This is a genomic window from Cystobacter fuscus (assembly GCF_044360685.1).
Lineage (GTDB): Bacteria > Myxococcota > Myxococcia > Myxococcales > Myxococcaceae > Cystobacter > Cystobacter fuscus_C.
In genome coordinates this window covers 4,557,455-4,584,117 of the sequence record NZ_CP043491.1, presented here as the reverse complement: position 1 = coordinate 4,584,117, position 26,663 = coordinate 4,557,455, and the positions used below count along the sequence as shown (strand labels likewise).

At 67.6% G+C, this 26,663-nt stretch carries 21 protein-coding genes; 13 read left to right on the top strand and 8 right to left on the bottom strand.

What is annotated here, in order from left to right:
- Positions 1-111: 111 nt before the first annotated feature.
- Genes F0U63_RS18900 through F0U63_RS18890 form a run of 3 tightly spaced genes read left to right on the top strand, consistent with a single transcriptional unit; the run spans position 112 to position 3,786 of the window.
- A complete protein-coding gene (locus F0U63_RS18900; RefSeq protein WP_395847322.1) occupies positions 112-960 on the top strand; it encodes an FAD binding domain-containing protein in 849 nt (282 codons plus the stop codon).
- Positions 953-1,453 (top strand): (2Fe-2S)-binding protein, encoded by a 501-nt coding sequence (locus F0U63_RS18895; protein ID WP_395847321.1) that lies wholly within the window; start codon positions 953-955, stop codon positions 1,451-1,453. Before F0U63_RS18900 ends, F0U63_RS18895 begins: the two co-directional genes overlap by 8 nt.
- Positions 1,450-3,786, top strand: coding sequence for a xanthine dehydrogenase family protein molybdopterin-binding subunit (locus tag F0U63_RS18890; protein WP_395847320.1), 2,337 nt, complete (start codon positions 1,450-1,452; stop codon positions 3,784-3,786). The genes F0U63_RS18895 and F0U63_RS18890 overlap by 4 nt, the downstream gene beginning before the upstream one ends.
- Positions 3,787-4,049: 263 nt before the next feature.
- Here F0U63_RS18890 and F0U63_RS18885 read toward each other — a convergent pair whose 3' ends face one another.
- Both F0U63_RS18885 and F0U63_RS18880 read right to left on the bottom strand, forming a co-directional pair.
- The gene (locus F0U63_RS18885) at positions 4,050-6,662 is read right to left on the bottom strand and encodes a hypothetical protein (RefSeq protein WP_395847319.1); all 2,613 of its coding nucleotides are present in this window, start codon (positions 6,660-6,662) and stop codon (positions 4,050-4,052) included.
- Positions 6,663-6,706: 44 nt separating this feature from the next.
- Positions 6,707-8,236: an OmpA family protein gene (locus tag F0U63_RS18880; RefSeq protein WP_395847318.1), complete on the bottom strand. Its 1,530-nt coding sequence runs from the start codon at positions 8,234-8,236 to the stop codon at positions 6,707-6,709.
- A 719-nt stretch (positions 8,237-8,955) separates the two neighbouring features.
- Here F0U63_RS18880 and F0U63_RS18875 point away from each other — a divergent pair.
- From F0U63_RS18875 to F0U63_RS18855, 5 genes are all read left to right on the top strand, one after another.
- Positions 8,956-10,020, top strand: coding sequence for an NAD-dependent epimerase/dehydratase family protein (locus tag F0U63_RS18875; RefSeq protein WP_395847317.1), 1,065 nt, complete (start codon positions 8,956-8,958; stop codon positions 10,018-10,020).
- An 18-nt stretch (positions 10,021-10,038) separates the two neighbouring features.
- A complete protein-coding gene (locus F0U63_RS18870) occupies positions 10,039-11,112 on the top strand; it encodes an NAD-dependent epimerase/dehydratase family protein (protein ID WP_395847316.1) in 1,074 nt (357 codons plus the stop codon).
- The gene (locus F0U63_RS18865; RefSeq protein WP_395847315.1) at positions 11,109-11,915 is read left to right on the top strand and encodes a glycosyltransferase family 2 protein; all 807 of its coding nucleotides are present in this window, start codon (positions 11,109-11,111) and stop codon (positions 11,913-11,915) included. Before F0U63_RS18870 ends, F0U63_RS18865 begins: the two co-directional genes overlap by 4 nt.
- The gene (locus tag F0U63_RS18860; RefSeq protein WP_395847314.1) at positions 11,899-13,230 is read left to right on the top strand and encodes a hypothetical protein; all 1,332 of its coding nucleotides are present in this window, start codon (positions 11,899-11,901) and stop codon (positions 13,228-13,230) included. Before F0U63_RS18865 ends, F0U63_RS18860 begins: the two co-directional genes overlap by 17 nt.
- Positions 13,231-13,372: 142 nt before the next feature.
- Positions 13,373-14,638 carry a hypothetical protein gene (locus F0U63_RS18855; protein ID WP_395847313.1) on the top strand — a complete coding sequence of 422 codons (1,266 nt, stop codon included), beginning with the start codon at positions 13,373-13,375 and terminating at the stop codon, positions 14,636-14,638.
- Between the two features lie 35 nt (positions 14,639-14,673).
- Here the strand turns inward: F0U63_RS18855 and F0U63_RS18850 are convergent, their stop codons facing one another.
- From F0U63_RS18850 to F0U63_RS18825, 6 genes are all read right to left on the bottom strand, one after another.
- A complete protein-coding gene (locus F0U63_RS18850; protein ID WP_395847312.1) occupies positions 14,674-15,492 on the bottom strand; it encodes a hypothetical protein in 819 nt (272 codons plus the stop codon).
- 252 nt (positions 15,493-15,744) lie between these two features.
- On the bottom strand, positions 15,745-17,931 hold the full coding sequence (locus F0U63_RS18845; protein ID WP_395847311.1) for an ATP-grasp domain-containing protein: 2,187 nt from the start codon (positions 17,929-17,931) through the stop codon (positions 15,745-15,747).
- Positions 17,916-18,548 (bottom strand): RDD family protein, encoded by a 633-nt coding sequence (locus F0U63_RS18840; RefSeq protein WP_395847310.1) that lies wholly within the window; start codon positions 18,546-18,548, stop codon positions 17,916-17,918. The genes F0U63_RS18845 and F0U63_RS18840 overlap by 16 nt, the downstream gene beginning before the upstream one ends.
- A complete protein-coding gene (locus tag F0U63_RS18835) occupies positions 18,545-19,087 on the bottom strand; it encodes a hypothetical protein (protein WP_395847309.1) in 543 nt (180 codons plus the stop codon). The genes F0U63_RS18840 and F0U63_RS18835 overlap by 4 nt, the downstream gene beginning before the upstream one ends.
- Positions 19,088-19,163: 76 nt before the next feature.
- The gene (gene hemB / locus F0U63_RS18830) at positions 19,164-20,135 is read right to left on the bottom strand and encodes a porphobilinogen synthase (RefSeq protein WP_395847308.1); all 972 of its coding nucleotides are present in this window, start codon (positions 20,133-20,135) and stop codon (positions 19,164-19,166) included.
- Positions 20,136-20,204: 69 nt separating this feature from the next.
- Positions 20,205-20,420 (bottom strand): hypothetical protein, encoded by a 216-nt coding sequence (locus tag F0U63_RS18825; protein WP_395847307.1) that lies wholly within the window; start codon positions 20,418-20,420, stop codon positions 20,205-20,207.
- A gap of 250 nt (positions 20,421-20,670) precedes the next feature.
- Between F0U63_RS18825 and F0U63_RS18820 the strand changes: the two genes are divergently transcribed.
- The 5 genes from F0U63_RS18820 (at position 20,671) to F0U63_RS18800 (ending at position 26,645) form a co-directional block, all read left to right on the top strand.
- On the top strand, positions 20,671-21,579 hold the full coding sequence (locus tag F0U63_RS18820) for an ABC transporter ATP-binding protein (protein WP_395847306.1): 909 nt from the start codon (positions 20,671-20,673) through the stop codon (positions 21,577-21,579).
- Positions 21,576-22,412: a hypothetical protein gene (locus F0U63_RS18815; protein ID WP_395847305.1), complete on the top strand. Its 837-nt coding sequence runs from the start codon at positions 21,576-21,578 to the stop codon at positions 22,410-22,412. Before F0U63_RS18820 ends, F0U63_RS18815 begins: the two co-directional genes overlap by 4 nt.
- Positions 22,413-23,573 carry a hypothetical protein gene (locus F0U63_RS18810; protein ID WP_395847304.1) on the top strand — a complete coding sequence of 387 codons (1,161 nt, stop codon included), beginning with the start codon at positions 22,413-22,415 and terminating at the stop codon, positions 23,571-23,573.
- Positions 23,574-24,086: 513 nt separating this feature from the next.
- Positions 24,087-24,524, top strand: coding sequence for a hypothetical protein (locus F0U63_RS18805; RefSeq protein ID WP_395847303.1), 438 nt, complete (start codon positions 24,087-24,089; stop codon positions 24,522-24,524).
- A gap of 63 nt (positions 24,525-24,587) precedes the next feature.
- Positions 24,588-26,645 carry an ATP-binding protein gene (locus F0U63_RS18800; RefSeq protein WP_395847302.1) on the top strand — a complete coding sequence of 686 codons (2,058 nt, stop codon included), beginning with the start codon at positions 24,588-24,590 and terminating at the stop codon, positions 26,643-26,645.
- Positions 26,646-26,663: the final 18 nt, after the last annotated feature.

The window sequence follows — 26,663 nt, the reverse complement described above, 5'->3', positions numbered from 1 at the left end:
CTCCTGCCACGCCAGGGAATGTTGCCTTCCGCGAGGCGCTGCGCATTCCAACGAGGGGCCTGTAGAATCAGCGGCCTCTGCCAGTGAAACGCAGGAGCCCGAGGTGGTGAGATGAGATACGCGGAGCCGGAGACGGTGGAGGAAGGAGTCTCCCTGCTGGCGGCCACGGAAGGGGCGCGCTGTCTGGCGGGAGGGGCCTCGCTGGTGGCGATGATGCACGCGGGCCAGCTCTCACCCGCGATGCTCGTGAGCCTGCACCGGATTCAAGAGCTGTCGGCCATTACGCGGACCGAGGAGGGTCTCTGGCTGGGTGCCATGGTGCGGCACCGGACCCTGGCGGCCAGCGCGCACCTGGGTGGAGCCCTGGAGGTGGTGCGCAGCGCGGCGAAGCAGCTCGCGCATCCGGCCATCCGCAACATGGCCACCCTCGGGGGCTCGGTGGCGCTCGCCGATCCCTGCACGGATCTCCCCGGAGCCCTCGTCGCGGCCTCGGCCCGGGTCGAGATCGCCGGACCCGGTGGCCGGCGGCTCATTCCCGTCGAGCAGCTCTTCGTGGACCGCTTCCGGACCTCCCTGGCCCACGGTGAGCTCGTCACGCGGCTCTTCCTTCCCCGGGGCACCCGAGGCGCCGTGGGGCATCATCTGCGCTTCAGCCGGGTCTCGGGCGACTACCCCACCGTGTCCATCTCGCTGGTGCTCTCCATGGAGGGTGACACCTGCCAGGAGGCGCGCGTGGCCGTGGGCTCGTGTGGGCCCGTTCCGCTCCACCTGGCCGAGGCCGATCAACGGCTCGTGGGGACCCGGCTCGGCGAGCGGGAGGTGGCCGAGGCGGGACGGCTGCTGGCCCAGGCCGCCGCGCCCATCGATGACGTCCGTGGCTCGGCCGAGTACCGGCGCCTGCTCATCCCGCGCTTGCTCGGCCGCGCCCTGTCCCTCGCCCGGGAGCACACCCATGGCTGACGAGCTTCCCCTCTTCCTCACGATCAACGGGACGACCCGCGTGCTCTCCGTCGCCCCGGAGCGGACCCTGCTGGACGTGCTGCGCGAGGATCTTCGCGCGACCGGGACCCGGCGCGGCTGCGATCAGGGCAGCTGCGGGGCCTGCATGGTCCTGGTGGACGGCGAACCCGTGTTCTCCTGTCTGTCCCTGGCCGTGACCCTGCGCGGCCGGGAGATCACCACGATCGAGGGGGTGGAGGCCGGCGGCGAACTCCATCCGGTCCAGCGGGCTCTGGTCGAGCATGGCGCGGTGCAGTGCGGCTTCTGCATGTCGGGCATCGTCCTCACCGCCAAGGCGCTGCTCGATCGCAATCCCCACCCCACCGTCGAGGAGATCCGCCACGCGCTCGGCAGCAACGTCTGCCGGTGCTCGGGATACGTCAAGGTCGTGGAGGCGATCGCCTCGCTGAGCAAGAGACCGGGCGAGAAGGCTTCCTCGGAGGGACGGTCATGAGCACCCGGGACAAGCCCGTGGGGGAGCTCCTCGGCCGGTCCGTGCCGAGGCTGGAGGCGCGCGAGAAGGTCACCGGACGCGCCGTGTACACCGACGACATGACCCTGCCGGGCATGCTGCATGGCGCCCTGCTCGGCAGTCCTCACGCGCATGCCCGGATCCTCGCCTACGACACCTCGCGGGCCCGGGCGATGCCAGGGGTCAAGGCCGTGCTCACGGCCGAGGATCTGCCCGACCACCGGATCGGCGCCGTCATCAAGGATCAACCGCTGCTCGCGCGCGGCAAGGTGCTCTACGCGGGCGAGCCCGTCGCCGCCGTCGCCGCGGTCGATCTCGAGACGGCGCGCAGGGCGCTGCGGGCGATCGACATCCAATACGAGCCCCTGCCCACGGTCCTCGATCCCGAGGAGGCACTGAAGCCAGAGGCGCCCGTGCTCCACGAGCGGCGTGAGGCGCTGGCGAGGACGCCCAATGCCGCGGCGCACATCCGGCTCACGGAGGGCGATCCGGAGGGCGTGTGGAAGCTGTGCGAGGTGATCGTCGAGGACGTGTTCGAGACGCCCGCGCAGCAGCACGTCTACCTGGAGCCCTGCTCCACCCTCGCCTCGGTGGATCGCGACAGCGGCAAGGTCACCGTCTACACCTCGACCCAGTCCGCCTTCCGCGCCCAGGCGATCATCGCCGAGGCGCTGGGCCTTCCCATGTCGAAGGTCCGGGTCATCGTGCCCCGGGTGGGGGGTGGCTTCGGCGGCAAGACCGAATCGACCAACCAACCCATCACCGTGGCGCTGGCGAAGGCCGCTGGCGCGCCGGTGAAGCTGACGTTCTCGCGCACCGACGACATGGTGATGATGAGGTCTCGCCACGCGTGCCGCATCCACATGCGCACGGGCGCGACCCGGGACGGCCGCATCCTCGCCCGTCAGGTGAAGCTGCACTACGACACGGGTGCCTATGCCGATGATGGGCCGTTCGTCGCGGGAGTGGGCGCCTGGTTCGCGCGCGGGCCGTACCGCATCCCCCACTTCGACATCGAGTGCTGGTGCGTGTACACCAACCGGCTCCGGGCCTCGGCGTTCCGTGGGTTCGGCAACCCGCAGATCCACTTCGCCAGCGAGGTGCAGATCGACCGGCTCGCCGAGAAGCTGGGCATGGATCCCCTCGAGCTGCGGCTGCGCAACGCGCTCGAGACCGGAGAGAAGTGGATTGGAGGCGCGCCCGTCGAGAGCGGCACGCTCAAGGCCTGCCTGGAGCGTGCACGCGAGGCGTCCGGCTGGAGCCAGCGGCGGAGCCCACGCGCGTCGACGCCCGGCAAGCGGCGTGGCATCGGGATGGCGGCGGTCGGACATGTCTCCGCGCTGCTGGGCTCGAGCGCCACGGTCCGGCTCAACGAGGATGGGACCGCCACGGTGAGCACCGGCGCGGTGGACATCGGTCAGGGCTCGGATACGGCGCTCGCCCAGGTGGCGGCCGCGGCCCTGGGGCTGTCGCTCGAGCAGATCAACTTCACCGGTCCCGACACGGACGGCTCGCCGTATGACTGGTGCACGGGAGGCACGCGCACCACCTTCACCGTGGGCCGGGTCCTCACCCAGGCGTGCGCGCAAATCCAACAACAGCTCTTCGAGCAGGCCAGCGAGATGCTGGGACATCCGGAGCAGGAGCTGGAATTGAGGCCCGGCGGCATCGTCGGGGTGAAGGGCAGGCCCGATGCCTCGGTCACGTTCGGAGCCATCGCCGCCCGCGCCCTCTACTTCAAGGGGGGCCCGATCATCGCGTCCTCCCGTTGGCTGTTCCCGGCGGTGCCCATCGATCCCCGCCGCACCTCCGCCCAGGGCTTGTCCTCGATGGGCAATGGCTATTTCGTCTTTGGCGCGCAGGTGGTGGAGGTCGAGGTGGACGAGCTGACCGGCCACGTGCAGGTGCTCGAGGCCTGGAGCGTCCATGACGTGGGCCGGGCGATCAACCCCGCCGCGGCGGAGGGACAGATCCAGGGTGGGTTCGTGCAGGGGCTCGGCTTCGCGCTGACGGAGGAGCTGGTGTGGAAGGATGGCCAGCTGACCAATCCCTCCATGAGTGGGTACAAGGTCCCCGGCGCGCCGGATGTCCCCGTGGCCATCCACCCCATCCTCCTCGAGCACCCGCACGGGGAAGGGCCTTTCGGGGCCAAGGGCGTCGCCGAGGCGAGCCTGGTGGGAGTGGCCGCCGCCGTCAGCAACGCCATCCGGCATGCGACCGGCGCGCATGTCACCCGGATCCCCGCCACGGCGGAGCGCGTGCTGCGCGCGTGGCTGGATACGGCTCCCTCCAAAGACTCTCACCAGACACGTTGAAGACAGCCAGGCTTCGACGAGAGTGAAGACCGAGCCTCTCGAATCCTGGCACCGCGTCTGACCTGTCTGCCCATTCCTTTCGCTCCGACGTGTCACCGGCATGTCACTGACCTGTCAGCCCATGCCCTCCGCCCCGGCGTGTCATTGACATGTCAGTCCCTGGCTTCTGACATGTCGGTCATGCGGCATGAAAAAAGGCGGGAGGGGCCTGGTGCCCTCTCCCGCCTGGACTACTTCATGGGATGACCTTGCTGGACCGCCGCCTATGCGCCGCGGCGGCGAAGCACCACGAGCCCGCCCAGGACCAGCATCACCACCAGCGCCGACTGGGCGCCTCCGGCCGCGGTGCAGCCACTGCCCTGGAACCAGGCTTCATCGTTCCCCGCCGGAGGAGGAGGCTGCGTGGGCCGGTTGTTCGTGACGGTGATGTCCACATGGGAGGTCTGGTTCACCGCGGTGGTGACGGCGTTGGAGACCACCGTGCCGTTGGTGGGGGTGGTCATGCCACTGCCGCCCGCGGTCACGTTCATGAAGGCCGGGAGGTAGCTGTCGGTCCCGCTCATCTTGAGCGTGTAGTCCCCCGCCCAGACCGGGAATTCGAGGCTGCCGTCAGCCGCCGACACCGCGGAGGCGGGCTGGCCGTTCGCATCCAGGATGGGGTTGCCCGCGCTGTCGAGCAGGAACACCGTGGCCCCGGCGACGGGGCTGCCGTCGGACAGGGACACCACCTTGGCGGTCAGACGGGTGCCGCAGGTGTCGAAGTTGGCCGTGGCGACGGAGGTGGGCACGTCCTGGTTCGTGTAGGGCGTGGTGGTACCGGTGTTGGTGAGCGAGCCCTTGGCGGTGACGATGGTCTCCCGAGGGGGAGAGGCGGCGGTGCTGGCCAGCTTGGGTCCGATCGGACAGGCCGAGAAGGGCGGCGACGCGAGGTCCCAGCAGAGCTGCGGGGGAGCGCCCGTGGTGACGCGGATCTCGCTGGCGGGCACCACGTTGGCGTTGGTGATGTCAGCGGAGACGTCGAAGCTCGGCGTGAGCCCGGTCTCGTTCGTCGAGAGCGAGGTCAAATCCACGACGGGGTTGGCGCGATCGATCGGCAGCTTGCTCCACGCGGGGAGAGGCTGACCGTTGGAGTCCCTCACCGTCAGCGTGGCCGTGGTGTACAGCGAGGGGTCGGGCGAGGTGAGCTTGAAGGACTTGTACTGGTAGACGCGGGACGCCGGGTCGCAGCTCAGCCGAGGAACGCTCACCGGCGTCTTGAAGGAGATGCGGGTCGAAGCGCCAGTGCAGCCCTGGTTGCCGGTCCTGACATCGAAGTTCCTGATGACGCCGTTGTCCGTGTTGGTCCACAGGCAGTCCGGCTGCTCGGGATCGAAGATGGTCGTGTAGAGGACCGGCACCTGAACGGGGAACTTGTCCGCGCACTTGGCGTCGGTGGCCATGTCCCAGCACATGGCCCAGGTGCTCTTGGTGGTGGCGATGATGCTGTAGGGCCAGGCGACCTTGGTGCCGGAGCTGCTGCCACCGCCGTACTGGAAGATCGGGTTCGCATTTCCCATCACGGGATGCGCCTGGAGCTCGGCGACGAATCCCGGCGGCAGGGTGTGCGCGGAGCCATCCAGCTTGAAGCAGACGTTGTTCGCGCAGATATGCTGGATTTCGCCGGTGGCATCCGGCAGGGCCCACACGGGACTGCCATTCACGAACTTGCCCGCCTGGTCCTTCACGGGCTGGGGCCAGGTCCCAGGGCACCGCGCCCAGGTGGGGCTGGCGCTGTCATAGCAGTCCAGGTTCTTGCCGAAGCCGGGGACCACGTAGAGCCTGGTCCCCACCGCGGTGAGGCCGGATTCGTCGGCACTGCCGTTCTCCGGCAGCTCCACCCCGGGGCACTCGGTGCCAGTGGCCATGTCCAGGCAGGTGATGCGGGCCTTCCCGCCGCTGACGAAGCCGATCGTGTACATCTTCCGGCCGATCACCACCGGATCCGTGTGATCGTTGAAGTTGTTCCTCTTGATGTCGGTGTTGTCGTTGGTCCTCTTGATGTTGGCCGAGGTGAACTCGGAGACGACCACCGGCCTGGCGCAGCGCGTGGCGTTGGTGAGGTCCACGCAGTCCCAAGCCAGCTTGGAGGGCTGGCCCTCCGCGGCGGGCAGGGTGACGGTGGGCTGCCAGAAGTTGTTGGACGCCGCGTCGATGCGGCCCGTGGAGCGGACGCTGGTCTGGGTGAGCTTCATGGGGAAGCCCGGGCACGTGGTGCCGGTCACCAGGTCGCGGCACATGATCTCGTTGAGGTTGTTGTGGTGGTGGACGTTGAAGATCCGGGTGTAGCCGGGATCGAAGAAGACGTCCCAGCCGTCACCCACGACGCCACCCGAGAACACGGCCCTCACCACGATTCGAGGCGCGGTGGACCTGGAGACGATCGCCTGCCGCTCGCCGTCCACGCCCTCCACATCGAGGCCCCCTCTGGCGACCACACGCGAGACCTCCGCCCATTCGCTGACGGTGGTCGGCACCTTCGCCAGCTTCTCGCCCCCCGCGTAATACTCGATGCTCCAGCCCTGCGGGTAGATGGGGGGGTAGTTGAGGCTCTGGAGGGTGGGATCCCAGCTCGCCTCCAGGGTCTGGGTGATGGAGGCCGTCACCTGGGCCGGCGGCAGGGTGGCGATGTACGAGGAGAAGGTGGGGCTCGTGGTGGTGGTGGAGGCGGTCAGGTCCGTCTGGACGGCCTTCTGCACGGCGCTCTGCGGCGCGACGGGGCGCGCGTCAGCCGGGTTGGGCTTGGCGCTCTCGCCACAGGCGAGAGCCGAGAGCAGGACCCAGAGGCTGGCAACCCGCGCCGCGCCTGGGAGCGCGCGGCGTGGGACTTCGGTGTTCATGTGCATGGCTTTTCGGGGGTGCGAAGAGAAGAAAAGGAGTGGGGTTACTTCTTCTTGCTGTTGGAGATGAACTCGGTGCGGCGGTTCCTCTGGCGGCCCTCGGCGGTATCGTTGGTGGCGATGGGCTGGTCCGGACCGAAGCCCTTCGCCTCGAGGCGTCCCGGCTCCACGCCGCGATCGACGAGGTAGCGGCGCACCGCCTCCGCGCGATCCTGCGAGAGCTTGATGTTGAACTCGCGCGTGCCCCGGTTGTCGGTGTGGCCGCCGATCCGCAGCCGGACGAGCTCCGGGTGCTCCTTGAGGATCTTGGCCACCTCATCGAGGAGGGGGAAGGACTCGGGCAGGATGTCGGACTTGCCGGTGGCGAAGCGGACCTGATCCTTGATGGAGATGCGGGCCTCCTCGTACTCGGCGTACGGGGGCTTCGGCGGCTCGGGCGGCGGGCAGCCCTCGTGGGCGGGGACACCGGGCTTGAGCGGGCAGGCGTCGTCCTCGTCGGGGATGCCGTCCTTGTCGTAGTCCGCGGGCGCGGGCGGGGCCGGAGGAGGAGGAGGAGGAGCCGGGCACGGGGTCGGCTCCGGTGCCGGCGTGGGGGCCGGGCAGACGGGGCAGGCGGGGCAGACCGTGGGCTCCTGCGGCTTGGGCTCTTCCCTCGGCTTGGACGGGAAGGGACGGAAGGCGAGGCCCGCGAAGGCGCGGAACGCCGGGTTGCCCGGCATCTTGCCGATGCCAGGACCCGCCAGCGCGAACACCTCCAGGTTCAGGGGCAGCGGATAGCGGGCGCCGACGAGCACCTCTCCCGCGCTCATGGTCTGCGTGAGCGCCAGGAGCGCGCGGGCCGTGACTTCGCCCCGCAGCCCGTCACCCAGCGTGCTGACGGTGACACCACCGGTGGCGTAGCTGCCCACCTGGTCGATGATCCGGTCGGCATAGTTCGACAGCCGTTCGCTCTGGCGGATCACCGCGCCCACCTCCGCGCCCACCCGGAGGAGCGACCCGAAGTTGTGGCCGAACCCGATCCCGGCGTTGAAGGCGAACCCAGCACCCGGATCTTGCGTGAGCCCGGTGCTGCTCCCGAGGGGCAGCAACAGGCCCAGGTTGAGGCCGATGTCACCCAGCGCCGAGGCGGACTGGCGTGCGAGCACGAAGCGGCCCTGCAGCACGGGCGCGCCGAGCACCGTGCCGGCGACCGGCGCGATGCCCTGGGCGGACAGGTCGTCGCCCCCCTGCGAGAGGATCACGGGCAGTTGCAGCGCCAGTTCCACGCTGTCGGTGAGACCGTACGCGACGCCGAGGTGGGCGCTCCAGCGACGGCCGACGACCGAGCCCTGGATCTCGTCGTTGCGCACGAACACCAGGGGCTTGTGCTGGTACTGGCCGGCGAGCAACAGGCGGAGTTGACCCTTCTCCAGGACATCGCCGGTGGTGAGCACGAGCGAGTGCTGACCTCCCGGGCTGAGCGTCACCTGCTCGAGGTCAAAGGTCTTGACGGGGGTCTGCGCGAGCACCGGGGCTGTGACGAGCGCACCGAGCAGGAAGGCACTTCGAGGGTTCAGGGGAAACTTTGGGTTCATAAGGATTACGCGGAGAATCGTTCACTCAAATGGACGGATCCAGCGAATGTTCCCACTTAGATCGCCCTACAAGCAATCCCAAGCCAGTTCAACGAACAGGGGAGGCGGCCCTTGGACTCGATGCCTTGGGACAGCTGACCTCGGGACCTAGCAAGCGACGGGCCACAGTCAAGCTACAGGCCACGACATGGGTGATGCCCGAGCGCGCCCCGAGAGGTACCCCGTTGGGCCGGCTGAATCTCTCTTCAAACTTCAGAAACAGCACCCAAATGATTACTCATACACGCCACACACCAAAAACAGACGGAACGTCCACAGTCGGAGTGAGTGAAACGTGACTGTCTGCATTCAGCGCGTGCAACAAAGGAAGCCTTGTCTCGCGGAAGGACGCTGGTCGGAGGCAGGAAGGACAAGAGAGCACATTGCCCTACCCTCCTCACGCCTCGATCCCGTCCGGTCACGGCTCACCCGGCATCCATGACCCTCTTCCGGAGAACACCGCCCTGGAGATGAGATGAGCGTCCGCCAGGCTGCCCGGGGGAACACGGGAAGTGGAACTTTCCGCGCGCCCCCGAGGTGAGCCGGAGCGCCGTCTCGCGGAGCAGGCGAGTTCAGGCTCCATCGATTGCTTGATAACCGAGGCTCGAAGTAATAAGCCGCCTCGTGCTGAACACCCTTGGCCGGGGGTTGTTTGGCGGCATCTGATAGAGGCGGAGAACATGAAGATTCTCATCACGGGGGGGGCTGGTTTCGTCGGAGCCAGCCTTGCTTGCGCGTTCAAGCGGCAGGACCCGTCAGCCGACGTCGTGGTGCTGGACAACCTGCGTCGCCGCGGCGCCGAGCTGAACCTTTCCCGCTTCCGCGAGCTGGGCATCCGCTTCTTCCACGGCGACATCCGCTGTCCGGGTGACCTGGAGGATCTGCCCGGCACGTTCGACGCCTTCATCGAGGCCTCGGCCGAGCCCAGTGTGCTGGCGGGCCTGGATGGCAGCCCCAGGTACGTGCTCGACACCAACCTGGTGGGCACCCTCAACTGCCTGGAATTCGCACGCAAGCGCTCGGGCGGGATGATCTTCCTGTCCACCTCGCGCGTCTATTCCATCGAGCCGCTCCGGGAGCTCCGCCTCACCGAGGGCCCCACCCGCTTCGAGATTTCCCCGGAGCAGGTGCATGCCGGCATCGGCCCCGCCGGCATCAGCGAGGGCTTCACCACCCTGCTGCCCCGCTCGCTCTACGGGGCGACGAAGCTCGCCTCCGAGCTGATCATCCAGGAGTACGTGCACAGCTACAAGATGCGCGCGGTCATCAACCGCTGCGGCGTCATCGCGGGGCCGGGCCAGTTCGGCAAGGTGGACCAGGGCGTCTTCACCCTCTGGGTGGCCAACCACTACTTCAAGAAGCCGCTGCGCTACACCGGCTTCGGCGGGATGGGCAAGCAGGTGCGCGACCTGCTCCACCCCGAGGATCTGTTCTCGCTGCTCACCACGCAGCTCTCGCAGCTGGAGCGCGTGAGCGGCCAGGTGTTCAATGTCGGTGGCGGCCGGGAGATCTCCACCTCGATGCTCGAGCTCACCCGGGTGTGCGAGCAGGTCACCGGCAACACCCTTCCCATCGCGAGTGATCCCACCACCAACCCGGTGGACATCCCTCTGTACATCTCCGACTCGAGCCTCGCGCAGCGCACCTTCGGGTGGAAGCCGAAGCGCGACGTGCGCGCCATCGTCGGAGAGATTGCCCAGTGGATCGGCCAGAGCGAGGAGCTGCTCCGGCCCCTTTTCGCCTAGAAACTCGAGGAACCCAGAATGTCCGTCGCGATCGTCACCGGCTCGTCCGGCCTGATTGGCAGTGAAACCGTCCGCTTCCTGCACGAGAAGGGGCTGGAAGTCGTCGGTATCGACAACAACATGCGCAAGTATTTCTTCGGCGAGGATGGCTCGACCGAATGGAATACGGCGGTGCTCAAGCAGAGCCTGAAGAACTTCCGCCATGTGACGGCGGACATCCGTGAGCAGGAGACCATCTTCAAGCTCTTCGAGGAGTACAAGGGCCGCATCTCGCTCGTGGTCCACGCCGCCGCGCAGCCGAGCCACGACTGGGCCGCGCGCGAGCCGTTCACGGATTTCTCGGTGAACGCCCAGGGCACGCTGGTGATGCTGGAGGCCACCCGCCGCCACGCCCCCGACGCGGCCTTCATCTTCACCTCGACCAACAAGGTCTACGGTGACACGCCCAACTATCTGCCGCTCGTCGAGCGCGAGACGCGCTGGGAGTGCGATCCCTCCCACGCGTACGCCCCGCACGGCATCGACGAGTCGATGTCCATCGATCAGTCCAAGCACAGCGTCTTCGGCGCCAGCAAGGTGGCCGCCGACGTGATGGTGCAGGAGTATGGGCGCTACTTCGGAGTGAAGACGGGCACCTTCCGCGGCGGCTGCCTCACCGGCCCGGCCCACTCGGGCGCGGAGCTGCACGGCTTCCTGGCCTACCTCGTCAAGTGCGCGCTGACCGGCAAGGCCTACACGATCTTCGGCTACAAGGGGAAGCAGGTCCGCGACAACATCCACTCGTACGATCTGGTGAATGCCTTCTGGCACTTCTTCCAGAAGCCGCGCGCCGGCGCCGTCTACAACATCGGTGGCTCGCGCCACAGCAACTGCTCGATGCTCGAGGCGATCGACACCGTGGAGCAGCTCAGCGGCAAGCGCCTGCAGTACACCCTGTCCCCGGATGCGCGTGCCGGCGACCACATCTGGTGGGTCAGCGACGTGCGGCGCTTCCAGCAGGACTACCCCGAGTGGAAGTACCGCTACGACCAGCGCACCATCCTCAAGGAAATCGTCGAAGCCACCGCCGAGCGCGTGAAGAGGGTGTCATGAAGCTCTCCGTCGTCATCCCCGCCCACAACGAAGAGGGCTGCATCGAGTCCACCGTCCGGGCGCTGGTGGAGAAGCTGACGGCGGAGCGCATCGAGTACGAGGTGCTCGTCGTCAACGACAACTCGAAGGATCAAACCGAGCCGATCCTCGCCCGGCTCAGCCAGGAGCTGAAGGGCGTGCGCTACGTCAACAACACGCCGCCGCACGGGTTCGGCTTCGCGGTGCGCAGGGGGCTGGAGTCCTTCTCGGGTGACGCGGTGGCGGTCTACATGGCCGACGCCTCCGATCGCCCGGAGGACCTCGTGCGCTACTGGCGCACCATGGAAGAGAAGCGCGTGGACTGCGTCTTCGGGTCGCGCTTCGCGCGCGGCGCCCAGGTGGTGGACTACCCGTTTCCGAAGCTGATGCTCAACCGGGTGGCCAACGCGTTCATCCAGGTGCTGTTCACCCTGAGCTACAACGACACCACCAACGCCTTCAAACTGTACCGGCGCGAGGTGATCCAGGGGCTCCAGCCGCTCCTCAGCCACCACTTCAACCTGACGGTGGAGTTGCCGCTCAAGGCCATCGTGCGCGGCTTCTCGTACGCCGTGGTGCCCAACGACTGGATCAACCGCAAGACGGGCGTCTCCAAGCTGAAGATCAAGGAGATGGGCTCGCGCTATCTCTTCATCGTCCTGTACTGCCTCATCGAGAAGTGGCTGTCGCGCGGGGACTACCGTCGCGAGAAGATGAGCCATACGTCCAAGAGCGCGGCTCCTGGCTCGGCAAAACGGGGCATTCCTCATGTGGACGCGGCCTAGACTGGCCATCGCCGCCTCGGTCGGGGTGTTTCTCGCGCACCTCGCCACCGTCTGGCATTTCGCCGTCGACATCCCGTACTGGGATGAATGGGAAATGCTGCGGCCCGAGGCCTTCCCCTCGAATCACCTCTCGCTCGACTGGCTCTTCGCGCGTCACAACGAGCACCGGATCGTGACGACCAAGCTCGTCCACTGGATCTTCTTCCGGTTGTCGGGCTGGAACCACGTCGGGCTGATCGTCTTCAACTTCCTCTTCTTCGGGCTGCTGCTGCTCGCGCTGGCGCGGGTGATGCGCCGGACGGTGCCGGACCTGCCCGTGGTGGCGGTGATGGCGTTCCTGCTGTTCCTGCAGACGCCCCTCAACCACGAGAATCACCTCTGGGGCTTCCAGTTCCAGTTCCACTTCCCACTGCTGATGCTCTGCCTCGGCGTCTTGATGCTGTTCGACGAGCAGCAACGAAGCGGATGGCTGATCTCTGGCGCCCTGCTCCTGGTGGTGGGGGCCTATTCGTTCTCCAGTGGCATCACGGCGGGTGTCGCGGCGACGGGGGTGTTCGTGGGCTTCAAGGCCCTGCGCGCCTTGCGTGCACAGGAGACCTCCGCGAAGCTGCGCGAGCTGGCCCAGCTCGGGGCGGCCGGTCTGATCGCCGTCGTGGGAATCGGGGCGGCGGCCCTCGGGCAACGGCACCTGAACGGTCATCCGGAATTCACGTTCCCACACCAGCTCAACTTCTGGGTGTACCTCGTCAACCTGGTGGGGCTCGGTTTTGGCTTCGAGCAGCAGAGCGAGTGGGTGGGAGCGCTCTGCCTGCTCGCGGTGATCGTGCCGCTGGGCTGGTTGCTGCTGCGCTCGCGCCTGCGATTGACCTCCGCGCAGTGGATTCTGGTGGCGATGATCGCCGCCGTGGGTGGAGCACTGGCGACCATCACGATCGGACGTGCCGGGTTTGGTGTCGGCAGCGCCAAGAGCTCTCGCTATACGGAAATCGCCTTCCTCCTCGTTCCACTCGCCGCGGCCACCTGGTGGAGTGTCCTGGAACCGTGGGCAAGAGCCCGGAGGGCGGCCCTGGTGGTCCTCTGGATCGGCTGCTTCATCGGCGTCGCGAATGACTTCTCCCTGAAGTACTACCGGAACCAGCGCGACGAGCGGATGGAAGGCGTGGCGTGCGCACGCCAGTATTACTCGAACGGGGGAGACGCGAACTGTGCCCGGCTCTACCCCGCGCCGATCGCCGACAGGTTGGAGAGCGCGCGCCAACTGAAGCTGTCCTTCGTCGAGGACATCCTCTCGCGGCAACAGCTCGTGCGCGAGTAGCAGGCGCCCGGAATGGAGCGCACCACCTCGCGCTTCATTCCGGGGCAACGTCCCGTGCCGCGTCAGCATCAGGCGCCCTTCGGGACAGGTCTCGCTCGACAACCCCTCCGTACCTGGCACCCCACCTTCGCCCCCCAGAGACATGAAAGACCCCAAAGCGCTTTCACAGATGGAGGACGTCCAGAATCTGCGGGGTACCTCCGCGATTTCGAGCCACTTCATTCTGGCCAATCAGCTGACGGTTGCCTTGATTGTTTCGGCGATAAGCGTCTTCATCCTGTATCTGCGACTGCCTGGATTGTTCAGCAATCCCCAATTCTGGGCGGAGGATGGGACCATATTCTTTGAACAGCAGATGAATATCGGCCACTCAGCGATCTTCATCCCCTATGCTGGCTATCTTCATCTGGTTCCGCGCTGTGTTTCCGCGCTCGCCAGCTTGTTCTCGGCGGCAATCGCACCCACCCTCTATCTGGCAGCGGCCATGCTCATGGCCGCGTGGGCAGCCCTCACTCTCAGCCTCACGAGGGCATCACTCGCGCCAGTGTTCGCTCTTACCTTGTTCGTAGCGCCGCATAGCGGAGAGGTGTTTGGAACCATCACCAATGTGCAGTGGATTCTCTCCACCGTCATCCCAGTCATCGTTTTGACGGAAAGCCCGAAGGGATACCTCTCCCAACTCAATCAACGCGCGTACATTCTGTTCAGCGGACTCAGCGGTCCATTCTCGGCACTTGCCTGTCCGCTCTTCCTCTACCGGCTCTTCTGGCGGCGAGACAGACACGGCCTGTGGGTTTCCTTGCTTGGAATGAGTGCTGGCGCCGTTCAGCTGTACATGATCCTCAAGGATCACGCATCCTCATCCGAGACGCGAGCGCCTTTGTATGTGGCGATTGCTCTTCTCGACCGATGGTTCGGGATGTTGGCTCACGGCTGGCGAAGTGACAGCCACATCACCATCGCCCTGACCGTGGCTTTCGGCGCCCTTGTCGCCGTTGCGGCGCTCGAGGGTCGAGACAGAAGACTCGCAATCGGGATGCTCTTGTTTTGCGGAGCGATCATGGGGGCAACGTGGGTGAAGTACATGCCAGGCAGCATGGCGAACCATTTTGATTTGCCTGTCCATGGTGACAGATACCTGTTCGCGGCGAAGACCTATGCGATCTGGATCCTCATCCTCGGAGTCACCTCTCTCCGTCCGAGCATGAAGGTTCTTTCAGCCGCCGCTCTTGTAGTGATCCCTTTCAATTACAGCAGCCATGGTCACGACTGGTGGCGAAGACCTCCCCTGGAAGATAAAAACTGGAAGGAACATGCCCGGTTGGTGGATGAGGGCATTCCGACGCTAATCCCCATCAATCCCGCTCCCTGGAATGTGGCGATCCCGGGGTCCATGAGGCAGCAATAGCCAGCTTCCGCTGAAAGTCCGCGTGAGGCGGAGTCCTAATTCTCTGGTTCGTCAGGCCCCACCTCGTACCCCTCGGACATGGAGAGCGGGTAGAGAGCTCGGTGGTTGATGTTGGGGTGATACACCGCGAGGTAGGGCTCACCCGCGATGGACACCCACGCCCATCTGGCGGGCTCGGGTTGTGCCTTCAACCATGCCTCTGCTTCCTCGAGAGTGACGAAGGACGCGACGGCGGCGGGTAGTGCCCTCCGCTTCAGCCCAGCGAGGTGGTACTCGAGCATGCGAGAGCGCAGGAGGCGACGGAAGTTCGCTTCGCGGTCATACACCACGTCGTGATAGGTGTTCGCGACCAGCACATGGGCGAAATCAGGAGGATTGGGATGATGTCTTAGCCAGGCTTCCGCCTCCTCCTTCGTCACGAACGAGGCAATGGCATACGGAGGCGCATCCGCCTTGAGGTGTTCGAGGTACTCACTGAATGACGGGTGCTGACCGGTCGAGGAGATGAATTGGAGGATGTCCACAACAACCAAGAGCACTTCCTTCTCCCTGGTGGGGTCGGCCTCGTCGCGAAGCTTCGTGAGGAACTCCCTCGTGTGATTCAGTCGCTCCTCAAGACCCGTGAAGTCACTCCGACGTGGTTCGAAGGTGTCGGGTGGCGGGCGAGAGCCAGTCACGAGGCCCTTGCGAAACTCCTCGAAGTGATGCAGTTGGCCAGTCACGTAGACGAAGAGGAGCGCATCTCTTGCCAGACCCAAAAGTTGTCTATGTTCAGGAGCTGGATGCTCGCTCCATTGTTTCCCAATCGCTTCTTGTGTGTCGTACAGATCGTGCCGAGAGCGCCGGGACGTCATGGCTTCACCTGCGCGAGATGGGGAACCAAAGGAGTCTCAGATGACACCATCAGGATGGCTGGCACGAGGACCAGAGCAGTACCTGCGCTTCCCACGACCGCCGCGACGAAAGTCACTCCAGCCTTTGGTACCAGGGAGCCCGAGTTGGTCTCCAAATGCAAACTGCGCCCCCCTGGCAGCAGAGGACGCGGCTCGCGTTGGCGGGTAACTTTCAGTGGAGGCGGCGGGAAGAGAACCCGCTGACGGAGGCGCTCAGGCCTTCATCTCCATACGGGGCGACACCTCACTGGAGGAGCCCCCTCCCCCACTCCCGCTCCCATTGGACTTGTCCTCGGACGGGGAGGCCTTTTCCTGGGCGGCCTTCTCCATCGCCAGCTTCATCAGCGCGCTCTCGTCCGCAGCGCGCCGCGCCTCGCGTTCCTTGTAGCGGCGGATGGCCGGGGCCATGATCTCCCCGATGAGCCCCCGGTAGTCCATGCCCGCTCCCTGGGCGATGAGCACCAGGTCGCTCCACCCCGGCGTCAGGCCCGGCAGCGGGTTGCACTCGATGAAGTACAGCCGGCCCTTGTCGTCCATGCGGAAGTCGATGCGCGCCACGTCCCGGCACCCCAGCGCCATGAACGAGCCACGTGCCGCCGCGCGCAGCTTCTCCAGCAGCGCGGGCTCCAGCTTCGCCGGCGCGTCGTAGCGGATGCGATCGTTCCAATCCAGCTTGTGCTGGAAGCTGTAGATGGGGTTCTTCTCCGCCTTGTCCAGGAAGACGATCTCCATGGGCGGCAGCACGCGCGGGCGCCGCTCGCCGAGCAGGCCCACGGTGAACTCGCGTCCGCCGATGTACTCCTCGATGAGCGCGGGCTGCTGGTACTTGGTCACGATCTCCTTGACCACCTCGCGCAGCTCCGCCTCGTTGCCGCACACGCTCTTGCTCACCACGCCCTTGGAGGAGCCCTCGGCCACGGGCTTCACGATCAGCGGGAAGCTGGTGAAGTCCTTGTTGAGTCGCTCCTTGCCCGTGTGCATGAGCTGGAAGTTGGGCGTGTGGATGCCCGCCTGACGGACGATCTTCTTCGCCAGCGCCTTGTCCAGCGCGATGGAGAGCGTGGCCGGATCGCTGCCCGTGTAGGGGATGTCCAACAGCTCCAGCATCGCGGGCACCTGGCTCTCGCGGTTGCGGCCCTTGAAGCCCTCGGCGATGTTGAACACGATGTCCAGCGGGGTGCTCGCGAGCACGCTGGGCAGCTCCGCCGTGGCCTCCAGGTCCACCACCTCGTGGCCCCACGAGGCAATCGCCTCGCGGATGGCCTGCAGCGTGGTGGGCGAGTCGTACTCGGCCTCGCTGTCCTCGGTGGCCACCGGGTCCGCCGTGGGCTTCACGCGCTTGACGTTGTAGGTGAACCCCACGCGCAGGGGGCCCGTCTTGCGCGCGGGCTTGCCCTGGCGCCGGCCGTCCTTGATCTTGTAGCGCCGCGCCGCGCTCTGGATGATGGCGTTGACGACGCCGTCCAGGTGCACCCCCTCCAGCGCCGCGGAGGCGTAGATGCCCGCGCCCTGCTCCAGGCTCGGCAGCGCGTTGAGCTCCAGGAAGTAGGGCACGCCCGCGTCGCTCAACCGGAAGTCGATGCGCCCCAAATCCCGGCAGTCGAGCACGGCGATGATCTTCTTGGACACCGCGCGCAGCTCCTCGACGATCTTCGCCGGGAGCTGGGCCGGGGCGCGCACCTTGACGGCGCTCTCGCGCTTCGTCTTCAGCTCGTAGTCATAGATGTCGTACTTGCGCCCGGCGATGGCGGCCGGATCGATGTCGTAGGACACCGGGCTGAGCACGCCGTCATGGTCGTTCTGCACCGCCGCCAGGTACGGCACGGTGATGTCGCTGCCGCGGATGAACTCCTCCACCAGCACGCCATTGGGGTAGCGCGAGAGCGCGTGGGCCACCTTCGTCCGGGCCTCCTCGACGGTCTCGGCCACCGAGTCCTGGGTGATGCCCTTGGAGGAGCCCTCGAAGTTGGGCTTGATGATGACGGGGAAGCGCAGCTCCTCGACCTTGAGCTCGTTGAGGTGCTCGACGAACTGCCAGCCCGGGGTGCGGATGCCGTGCTTGCTGAGCACCAGCTTGGTGAGCTGCTTGTCCAGGGTGATGGCCAGCGCGTAGGCGTCCGAGCCCGTGTAGGCGAAGCCCAGCTCCTCGAAGAGCGCGGGATAGAAGGCCTCGCGGAAGCGGCCCCGGCGGCCCTCGGCGATGTTGAAGATGAGATCCGGGCTGTAGGCCTCCAGGCGGGCCACGGTGCGCGAGGCGGGTCCACTCACCTCGAAGCGCTCCAGCCGGTGGCCGAGCCGCTCGATGGCCGCGGCCAGCGTGTTCACCGTCTCCAGGGAGTCGAACTCCGCCTCTTCTTCCGAGTCGGACAGCTTGAGGTTGTACGTCAGCGCGATGCGCACGGCTTTCCCCTTGTGGACTTCTGCAATGAGCGGCCCCGACGCACCCGGGCCGCGGACAGGAAACGGCCCGGGACGCGCGCGGGCGTCACGGGCGAACGAACGGCGGTGGTGGCCCCGGCGACGACCTTGCCGTCCACCACCTGGGTCTGGGCCCAGGTGTCTCCGAGCCTCCAGCCCAGGGGATCCCTCACCACGCGCAGGGCCTCCACGCCGCCGATGACGACGAGCCCGGCGAGGAAGGCCACGCGGCCCAGGGGCTCGGGCATCATCCCGAGCAGGACGATGAGGGCCAGGGGCGCGTTGCGCAAGGTGCTGTCGCGGTGGCGCGCGGCCGAGCGCGTGGGCAGGTGCATGACCTTCACGCCGAAGATGCGCTTGCCCACGCTCTGGCCCTGGAGCATGCCGTCGGCCAGCAGCAGGAAGAGCAGCGCCAGCACGTTGCCCGCCCCGCCGCCCACGACGTGGAAGCCCCAGGCCACGAGCACGTCCACCAGGCGCGCGCCCAGCCGCAGCCACAGCGAGGCCTTGGGATAGGGCGAGCCGGCGGCCTCCTTCTCGTCCACCACGCGCAGGCCATGCCGGCGCGAGGCGGCGTACAACTCCGGGGCAGCACTCACTCGTCGGGCTCCAGGATGAGGCCCCGCTCGGGGCGCTCCGGCTCGTCCAGGCCCGCCAGCTGCGCGAGCCGCTCGTGCGCGCTCACCATGCCCGGGGGCCGCGAGTAGACATACTCGGAGGAGGACGCGGCGGCGTTGCCGGTGAAGTCCGGCGAGGCCACCAGCCGCGCGGAGGGCGAGCCCGTCTCGGCCATCTCGCGCAGGCGGCCGCGCGCGGCCTCCACGTCATGCGCCGCCGGCGCCCCCTCGCGGGTGAAGAAGACGAACGCCATGGCGGGCCGCTTGGAGGACTCGCGCATGGCGAACTGCACGCCATCCAGGTTCCAGCCCTGGGCGCTCCACTCATTCACGGTGCGCTCCAGCGTGCCCTCGTCGACCGTGGACAGCTCGACGACCTTGTACTGCAGGGGACGCACGGGGGCGGGGGCAACGGCGGCACGCGCGGCCCCGGGACGCTTGCCCGCGCGCGAGGTGCGCCGGGGTGCCGGGGGGGGTGCCGCCTTGCGGGACGGGGGCCGTTTCTTCTTGCGGGGGGCCATGGCCAATTTCCGGATCTTTGCCCTCAGGTGGGGGGGTGAACGCAAGCCCCCCGTGAGCGCGGTTCCACGTGGGACGTCAGCCGAGCAACTTCGACGCCTCGAGCGCGTGGTAGGTGATGATCTGCTCGGCGCCGGCGCGCTTGATGGAGGTGAGAATCTCCAGCATCAGCCGATCCCCGTCGACCCAGCCGTTCTGGGCGGCGGCCTTCACCATGGCGTACTCGCCGGACACGTTGTAGGCCACCACGGGCACGTCCACGTGCTCGCGCACCACGCGGATGATGTCCAGGTAGGACAGCGCGGGCTTGACCATGACCATGTCCGCGCCCTCCTCCAGGTCCAGGTCCACCTCGCGCAGGGCCTCGCGCACGTTGCCGGGATCCATCTGGTAGCCGCGGCGATCACCGAACTGGGGCGTGCTCTGGGCGGCCTCGCGGAAGGGCCCGTAGAAGCCCGAGGCGTACTTGGCCGAGTAGGCCATGATGGGCACCTCGGTGAGGCGCACCTCGTCGAGCGCCGAGCGGATGGCGGCCACGCGCCCATCCATCATGTCCGAGGGGGCGATGATGTCCGCGCCCGCCTGGGCGCACGTGACGGCCATCTGCGCGAGCAGGGGCAGCGTGTCGTCGTTGACGACATGGCCGCCCTCGATGACGCCACAGTGGCCATGGTCCGTGTACTCGCACAGGCACACGTCCACGATGACGATCAGCTCCGGCAGGGCGCTCTTGAGCTCGCGCACGGCGCGCTGGACGATGCCCTCGCGCGCGTAGGCCTGCGTGCCGCGGGCGTCCTTGTGGTCGGGGATGCCGAAGAGGATCACCGACTTGACGCCCAGCGCGTAGGCCTGACGGGCCTCGGCGAGCGCATGCTCCAGCGACAGGTTGTAGATGCCCGGCATGGAACCGACGGGCCGGCGCACGTCCCGCCCTTCCACGACGAAGAGCGGGTAGATGAAGTTGGAGGGCGCGAGCGTCGTCTCGCGCACCATCTCTCGAAGGGCCGCGGTACGGCGCAGCCGCCGGGGGCGATGGATCGGAAAGGCCATGGAGCGACGGTATAAACCGACGGCGGCCCGCGAAAAGAATTGTCCTTGAGGCGGCCCTGCTCGGGCTGGCTAGACAGCGGCCAGGCGCCAGCCAATCCCCGGTTGCCCGTGCTCCCGGGCCTGGCGCGCGGCGCGGCGCTCGGCGAGGTCCGCCTCGTGGAGCGCGCGGGCATAGCGCGTCCGGGCCGCCTCGGTGTTGGCCCGCAGCTCCCGCTCGGCCGAGGCCAGCTCCCGGCGGGCCGCGCGCAGTTCCTGCTCCATCCAATCGCTCGTGAACATGGTCATGGTTCCTCCTGGAGGTCGGAACGCTGCACACTGCGCGCCATACCCCCTCGGCGCGCAACACCCCGAAAACACGGGGGGTGGTAGGACGGAGAGTCAGGGTCACCCCGAAATAAAGTGCGAACCGGAGTTTCCAGGGTGCGCAATTCATGCGCGCCCGGTTTCCCACCCGCCAGACAGGGGCCCGGCGGCCCGCCCGCCCCATGGACGCTCGTGCGGAAATGCCGCGTGGACTCCAGCGTAGAGTTCCCTCGTGACGGCCATCGAAGTCGTGGGATTGCGGAAGACCTACCGGCGTGCGTTCCGCCCGGGTCATGAGGCGCTCCGGGGCGTGGAGCTGCGTGTCCCCGCGGGCAGTGCGTTCGGGTTGATCGGACCGAATGGCGCGGGGAAGACGACGTTCATCAAGAGCATCCTGGGCATCGTGCAGCCCACGGCGGGCACGGTGCGGGTGCTAGGGGGCTCGCCGGAGGATCCCCGCATCCGCGCGCGCATCGGCTACCTGCCCGAGCGCCTGCACCTGCCCGGCTCGTGGAAGCCGCGGGCGTTCCTCGCCACCGTGGCACGGCTCAAGGGGCTGGCGCCGGAGCGGGCCGGAATCCCGCGCCTGCTCGAGCGCGTGGGGCTCGGGGACGCGCTGGAGCGGCGCATTGGCGGCTACTCCAAGGGCATGCGCCAGCGGCTGGGGCTCGCGGCGGCGCTCCTGGGCGAGCCCGAGCTGCTCATCCTCGACGAGCCCACCGACGGCATCGATCCCCTGGGCCGGGTGGAGGTGCGGCGGCTGCTCCAGGAGGAGGTGCGGCGCGGCACCACGCTCTTTCTCAACTCGCACCTGCTCGCGGAGACCGAGCGGGTGTGCGATCGGGTGGCGATCCTCGCCCGGGGCCAGGTGCTGCGCGAGGGACGGCTCGGGGAGCTGGCGTCGAGCCAGAGCCGGTGGCTGGCGCGCTTCGAGCCGGGCGCGGACGCCGAGGCGCTCACGCGCGCGGGCTTCACGGCGACGGGGCCCGAGGGGCGGTATGCCGTGGAGGCGGCGGACGCGGCGGGGCTGAACGCGGCGTTGGACAAGGCGCGCGCCGCGGGGGCGCTGCTGGTGGAACTCAAGCGCGACGCGCAAGACTTGGAGACGGTGTTGGCCTCGGCCATGGAGGTGGCGGCATGAGGGGCGTGGTGGGCATCGCGGGCTACGTGTTGCGCGAGGCGGCCTCGCGCAAGTTCATCCTCGCCTTCCTGCTGGGGGTCACCGGAGTGCTGGTGACGGTGGCGCTGAGCCTGCGCATCGAGGTGGTGGATGGGGCGCTGGCGGCCTCGCGGCTGTTCGGCAAGATGGTGTCGCGGGACATCGTCGCGGTGGACGTGGCCCTGCGGCCCGTGTTCATGGCGGCCGCGAGCCTCGTCTTCTACGGAGGCATCCTGTTTGGCATCGTGGCGTGCTCGGACTTCGCGCCCAGCCTGCTGTCACCGGGCCGCGTCGAGCATCTGCTCGCCCTGCCCCTGCGCCGCTGGCATCTGCTCGCGGGCACCTTCCTCGGGGTGATGACGCTCGCGCTGGCCGGCTCGGTGTACGGCTCGCTGGGGCTGGTGCTCATCTTCGGGGTGAAGACGGGCTACTGGACGGCGGGGCCGCTCATCGCCGCCCTGCTCGCGTGTGTGAGCTTCGCGGCGGTGTACGCGGTGATGCTGACGACGGCGACGCTGGTGCGCAGCCCGGCGTTGTGCGCGGCGATGGGCGGGCTCACGCTGGTGCTCGGGGTGGTGGCGGGCTACCGCGCGAACATCGCGCCCTTCATCGAGGAGGGGCCCATGCGCGCTGTCTTCCGGGGGGTGACGTTGGTGCTGCCGCGCCTGTCGGCGCTGGCCAGCGCGAGCATGGAGCTGGCGGCCTCGGTGCCCCTGACGGTGGACTCGCTGACGATGCTGCTCGCGGGAGTGTTCGTGTTCGGCCTGGGCGTGTTGGCCCTGGGTTTCTGGTGGTTCGAGGGGAAGGATTACTGAATGAAGCGCCAACGTGGAGTGTGGCTCGCCCTGGCGGGAGGGCTGTTCATCCTGGCCGCGTGGTTGATGTTGTCCGGTCAGGGAGAGGACGAGGCCCCCGCCGCGCCGAAGGTGGAGTTCCCGCGCAGGCTGCGGCCCCAGGAGCGCGAGCGCGTGGAGCGCCGCCGCACGTACGTGATGCCCCAGGACGCCGGGGTGGCGCTGGCACCGGGCACGGCGAGCGCGCCGGTGAAGCCGAGGGATCCGCTGCTGGCGGCGCTGCCCCGGGGGGCGGGAAAGACGGCGGTGGTCATCGAGGCCAATGCCCTCCGCTACTCGCCCATCGGAGAGCTGCTGCTGGAGTGTCTGACGAACCGCGGCGGCAAGGAGTTGGAGCGCTTCAAACAGACAACGGGCGTGGATCCCTTGAAGGATCTGGATCGTCTGGTCATCACGGATGATGGGTTGATCGTCTCGGGGAACTTCGGCGATCCCCGCCTCAAGGAGTTGCTCGCCCGCGATGGCTCGATGGCCTACGGAGACGGAGCGAGCCTCTTCGAGCTTGGCCGATCCCGCCCGCTGCCCGATGGCGGCGTGGCCCAGCGCCAGGGATTGTCGGTGGGCGCCTGGAATGATCAGATGTTGATGTTTGGTTTCAAACCGGATGGCCTGAATGGCATCAAGGACATCATCGACCGGGTGGAGGGACGGGGGCCGGACGAGCCGCCGGTGCTCTCCGAGAACAACACCTATGGCGAGATGTATGGGGTGATCTCCGTGGAGCAGCTGCGCAAGCTCTTCCCCCCGGAGCAGAAGGAGCTGGCGGACAGGCTCGCCGCGGCGGCGCAGAACGTGGAGCTGCACGTGGACGCCAGCTCGGGCTTCGCGATGACGGCGCAGGTGAAGGGCGCGGACGCGGCGCTGGTGACCGACCTGGGCAAGTCGCTCGGAGGAGCGCTGTCGCTCGCGCGGATGAAGGCCCAGGCGGAGGACGACACCGAGCTCGCGCAGCTGCTGGACTTCGCCAAGGTGCGCCCCGCCGGGGACTCGTTCGGCCTGGAGATGGCCGTTCCCCTGGACGTCATCCAGAAGCAGCTCGCGTTCTGCCGCGAGGCGCAGGAGCCGCCGCCCGCCACGCCCTCACCCGAGGAGGTCTCGGGCCCGTCCGAGGTCGCGCACTGAAGGGGCGCGTGGGGCAGCCGCGCCCAACGTGGCCGAAGTGCTCGAAACCGCACACGATGTGTGCCTTTGCTGCAATCCGTGCGGGCGACGTCTGACCTGGGTGGTCACGGACACCCGGCCAGCCGCGCTCCGCCCTTGCCTCCGCCGCCGGGTGACGCCCCTCCACCGTACGCCCGGTGTGGCAATCCCAGACTCCCGTGCGAGATCCCAGCTCCGAGGAGCGTGCTTCCATGCGTCGCGCCCGCCGCCAGCGCTCCCAGCGGGTCATCACCGACAAGGAAGGGTCATCCCCCACCCTTCCTGTTGGGGTGTTTTTCGCGTCCATGCCCGTCCAACAAATCAGGTTGGGAAGGCCTCCCGAGAGCTCCTCGCCTTTCCCGGAAAAAACGCTCTTCCGTGAGCCTTTTCATTGCAGTGATTCAAGACCTAGAATTACCAACCGGAACACAAGCTTGCTGGGAGACTCCCGTGCCCTACGTCGCCTTGGAGTGGGATCACAAGATCGGAAAGCCCATGATTAGCTGGATCGTCGTGGAGTGCAGCGGCGTGGTGGAGAAGTGTGGCGGTCCATCCGCCCTGCCTCCGCGCCGCGACGTCGCCTACTTCGTGGAGGAGAAGACCGCCGAGCGGGACGCCAAGGCGTTCGCCGAGTACAAGAACGCTCAGCAGGAGGGACGCCTGCGCCAGGAGACCCCTCCGGCCGAGCTGCAGTGGCATGCGGCGTACCCGTGGGATCACCAGATTCACAGTCCGTTGCTGCGCTGGGGAGTCCTCGAGTGGAATGGAAAGCACGGCAAGCCCGGCCCCCGGCTGGACGTGGCCTACTTCCTGGATCCCGTGCTGGCCGAGAGTGACGCGAAGTGGTTCAGCTGGGAGAGGGACCGGTGGCTCGCCGAGCGCCCGAGCAAAGCCGAGCCCCCTGCCGTGTCTCTCGCCCGTAAGGTAGGCTGAGGGTCGCCCCAGGCTGGACCTGTATAGTACCTGGAGGGCGTGGAGTTCTGGATGACGCATTCCATGCACGCAACCCTCCTGGGCCTCCCAGAGCCGGTCAGTGACGAGTTGGAGCGGGCGTTTCACGCGGAGGGACTCGCCCTCGAGTGCCGCCGACTGTCACCTGGTAAACCCTCGCTCCCCCAGGTGTTCCCGCCGGGCCTGGTGCTGCTCTGGGAGGACGGAGGGCCGCTGGAGCAGGCGGTCAGCACCTGCCGGCAGCTCGCCTCCGTGTGCGCGCTGTCCCGCTCCTGGCTCTTCGTGCTGACGCGCCGCGACGTGAGTGAGCAGTCGGAGTTGATCCTCGCGGGTGCCAGCGAGTGCATCTCTCCGACGGGAGAGCTGTGGGCCCCCAACCTGCTCACGCACGTGCGGCACCTGCGCATCCCCACGCGAGAGGGCGCTCCGGTGGGCGGGCCGCCGCCCTCGCGCGTTCCCCCCGAGCGGGCCCTGCAGACGCTGCTGTCGGCCACCACGGCCGACCTCGGCCACGACTTCTTCCGCACCCTGGTGAAGCAGCTCGCCGAGGCCTTCCGCGTCACCTGCGCCATGGTGGGCGAGATGCTGCCGGAGCAGGACTCCATCCGCACACTCGCCTTCTGGAGCCGCGGGGCCTTCCAGAACACGGTGACCTATCCGCTCAGCGGCACGCCCTGTCACAACGCCGTCCTCCACTCCATCTGCCACTACGCGGACGACGTGAGCCGGTACTTCCCCGAGGACCTGATGCTCACGGACCTCGGCCTGCGCGGCTACCTGGGCGCGGCCCTGCGCAGCTCGCGGGGCGAGGTCATCGGGGTGCTCGCCATCCTGCATGATCAACTGCTCGACGCGGGCGAGCTGGACTTCTCCCTGCTGGGCGCGTTCGCGACCCGCGCGGGCGCGGAGCTGGAGCGCATCCGGGCCCAGGCCGAGCTGGAGCGCACGCGCGACTTCCTGCGCAACACGCTCGAGGCCGTGCCGGATCCCATCTTCGTCAAGGATCGCCACCACCGCGTGCTCGTGGTCAACAGCGCCCTGTGCCGGCTGGTGGGCCGCCCCGCGTCGGAGTTGTTGGGCCAGCGCAGCATCGACGTCATGCCCGAGTACCAGGAGCAGAGCGCCTGGGAGCAGGACGAGCAGAGCTTCGCCTCGGGCCAGCCCGGCGAGAGCGAGCAGAGCTTCATCGACAGCACCGGGATGAGCCGCACCGTCCTCACCCGGCGGGCCGTCTTCCCCGGCGCCGACGGTCAGCCCTCCCTGGTGTCCGTCCTGCGGGATCTCACCGAGCGCAAGCGCCTGGAGACGCAGCTGCGTCTGGCGGACCGGATGACGTCCATGGGGACGCTGGCGGCCAGCGTGGCGCATGAAATCAACAACCCGCTGTCCTACGTCTGCGCCAACATCTCCTATCTGGGCGAGCAGCTCTCCGAGGACACGTTCTCCCAGGAGCTGTTGCCCGAGCTGCGCGAGGTGCTGGTGGAGACCCAGGAGGGCGCCGCCCGCGTGCGCTCCATCGTCCAGGACTTGAAGTCCTTCGCGCGCGGGGACGAGGAGCACCAGGGGCCCATCGACGTGCACCGGGTGATCGAAAGCACGGTGCGCCTGGTGCGCAACGAGTTGCAGCGCTACAACGCCCAGTTGGAGCAGGTGCTCGAGCCGGTGCCCCTGGTGCTGGGCAACGCCTCACGCCTGGGTCAGGTGTTGGTGAACCTGATGGTGAACGCGATGCAGGCGTTCCCCGAGGCCCGCGCGGAGAGCAACCGCATCCGCGTCATCACCCGGATGGAAGCGCCGCGGCGCGTGGTGGTGGAGGTGGAGGACAACGGCAAGGGGATGAGCCAGGAGGTGCTCGAGCGCATCTTCGATCCCTTCTTCACCACCAAGCCCGTGGGCGTGGGCACGGGGCTGGGCCTGTCCATCTGCCACACCATCGTCCAGTCCATGGGCGGGCAGATCGACGTGCGCAGCGTGCCCGGACGCGGCACCACCTTCGTGCTGGTGCTGGTGGGCATCGAGGAGGAGGACAAGGGGAAGCACAAGCGCGGCGAGACCCCCCTGACCGAGGAGTCCGCGCCCCTGCGCGCCTACGCCACCGGCTAGCGCGAGGCCCCGCTCCCC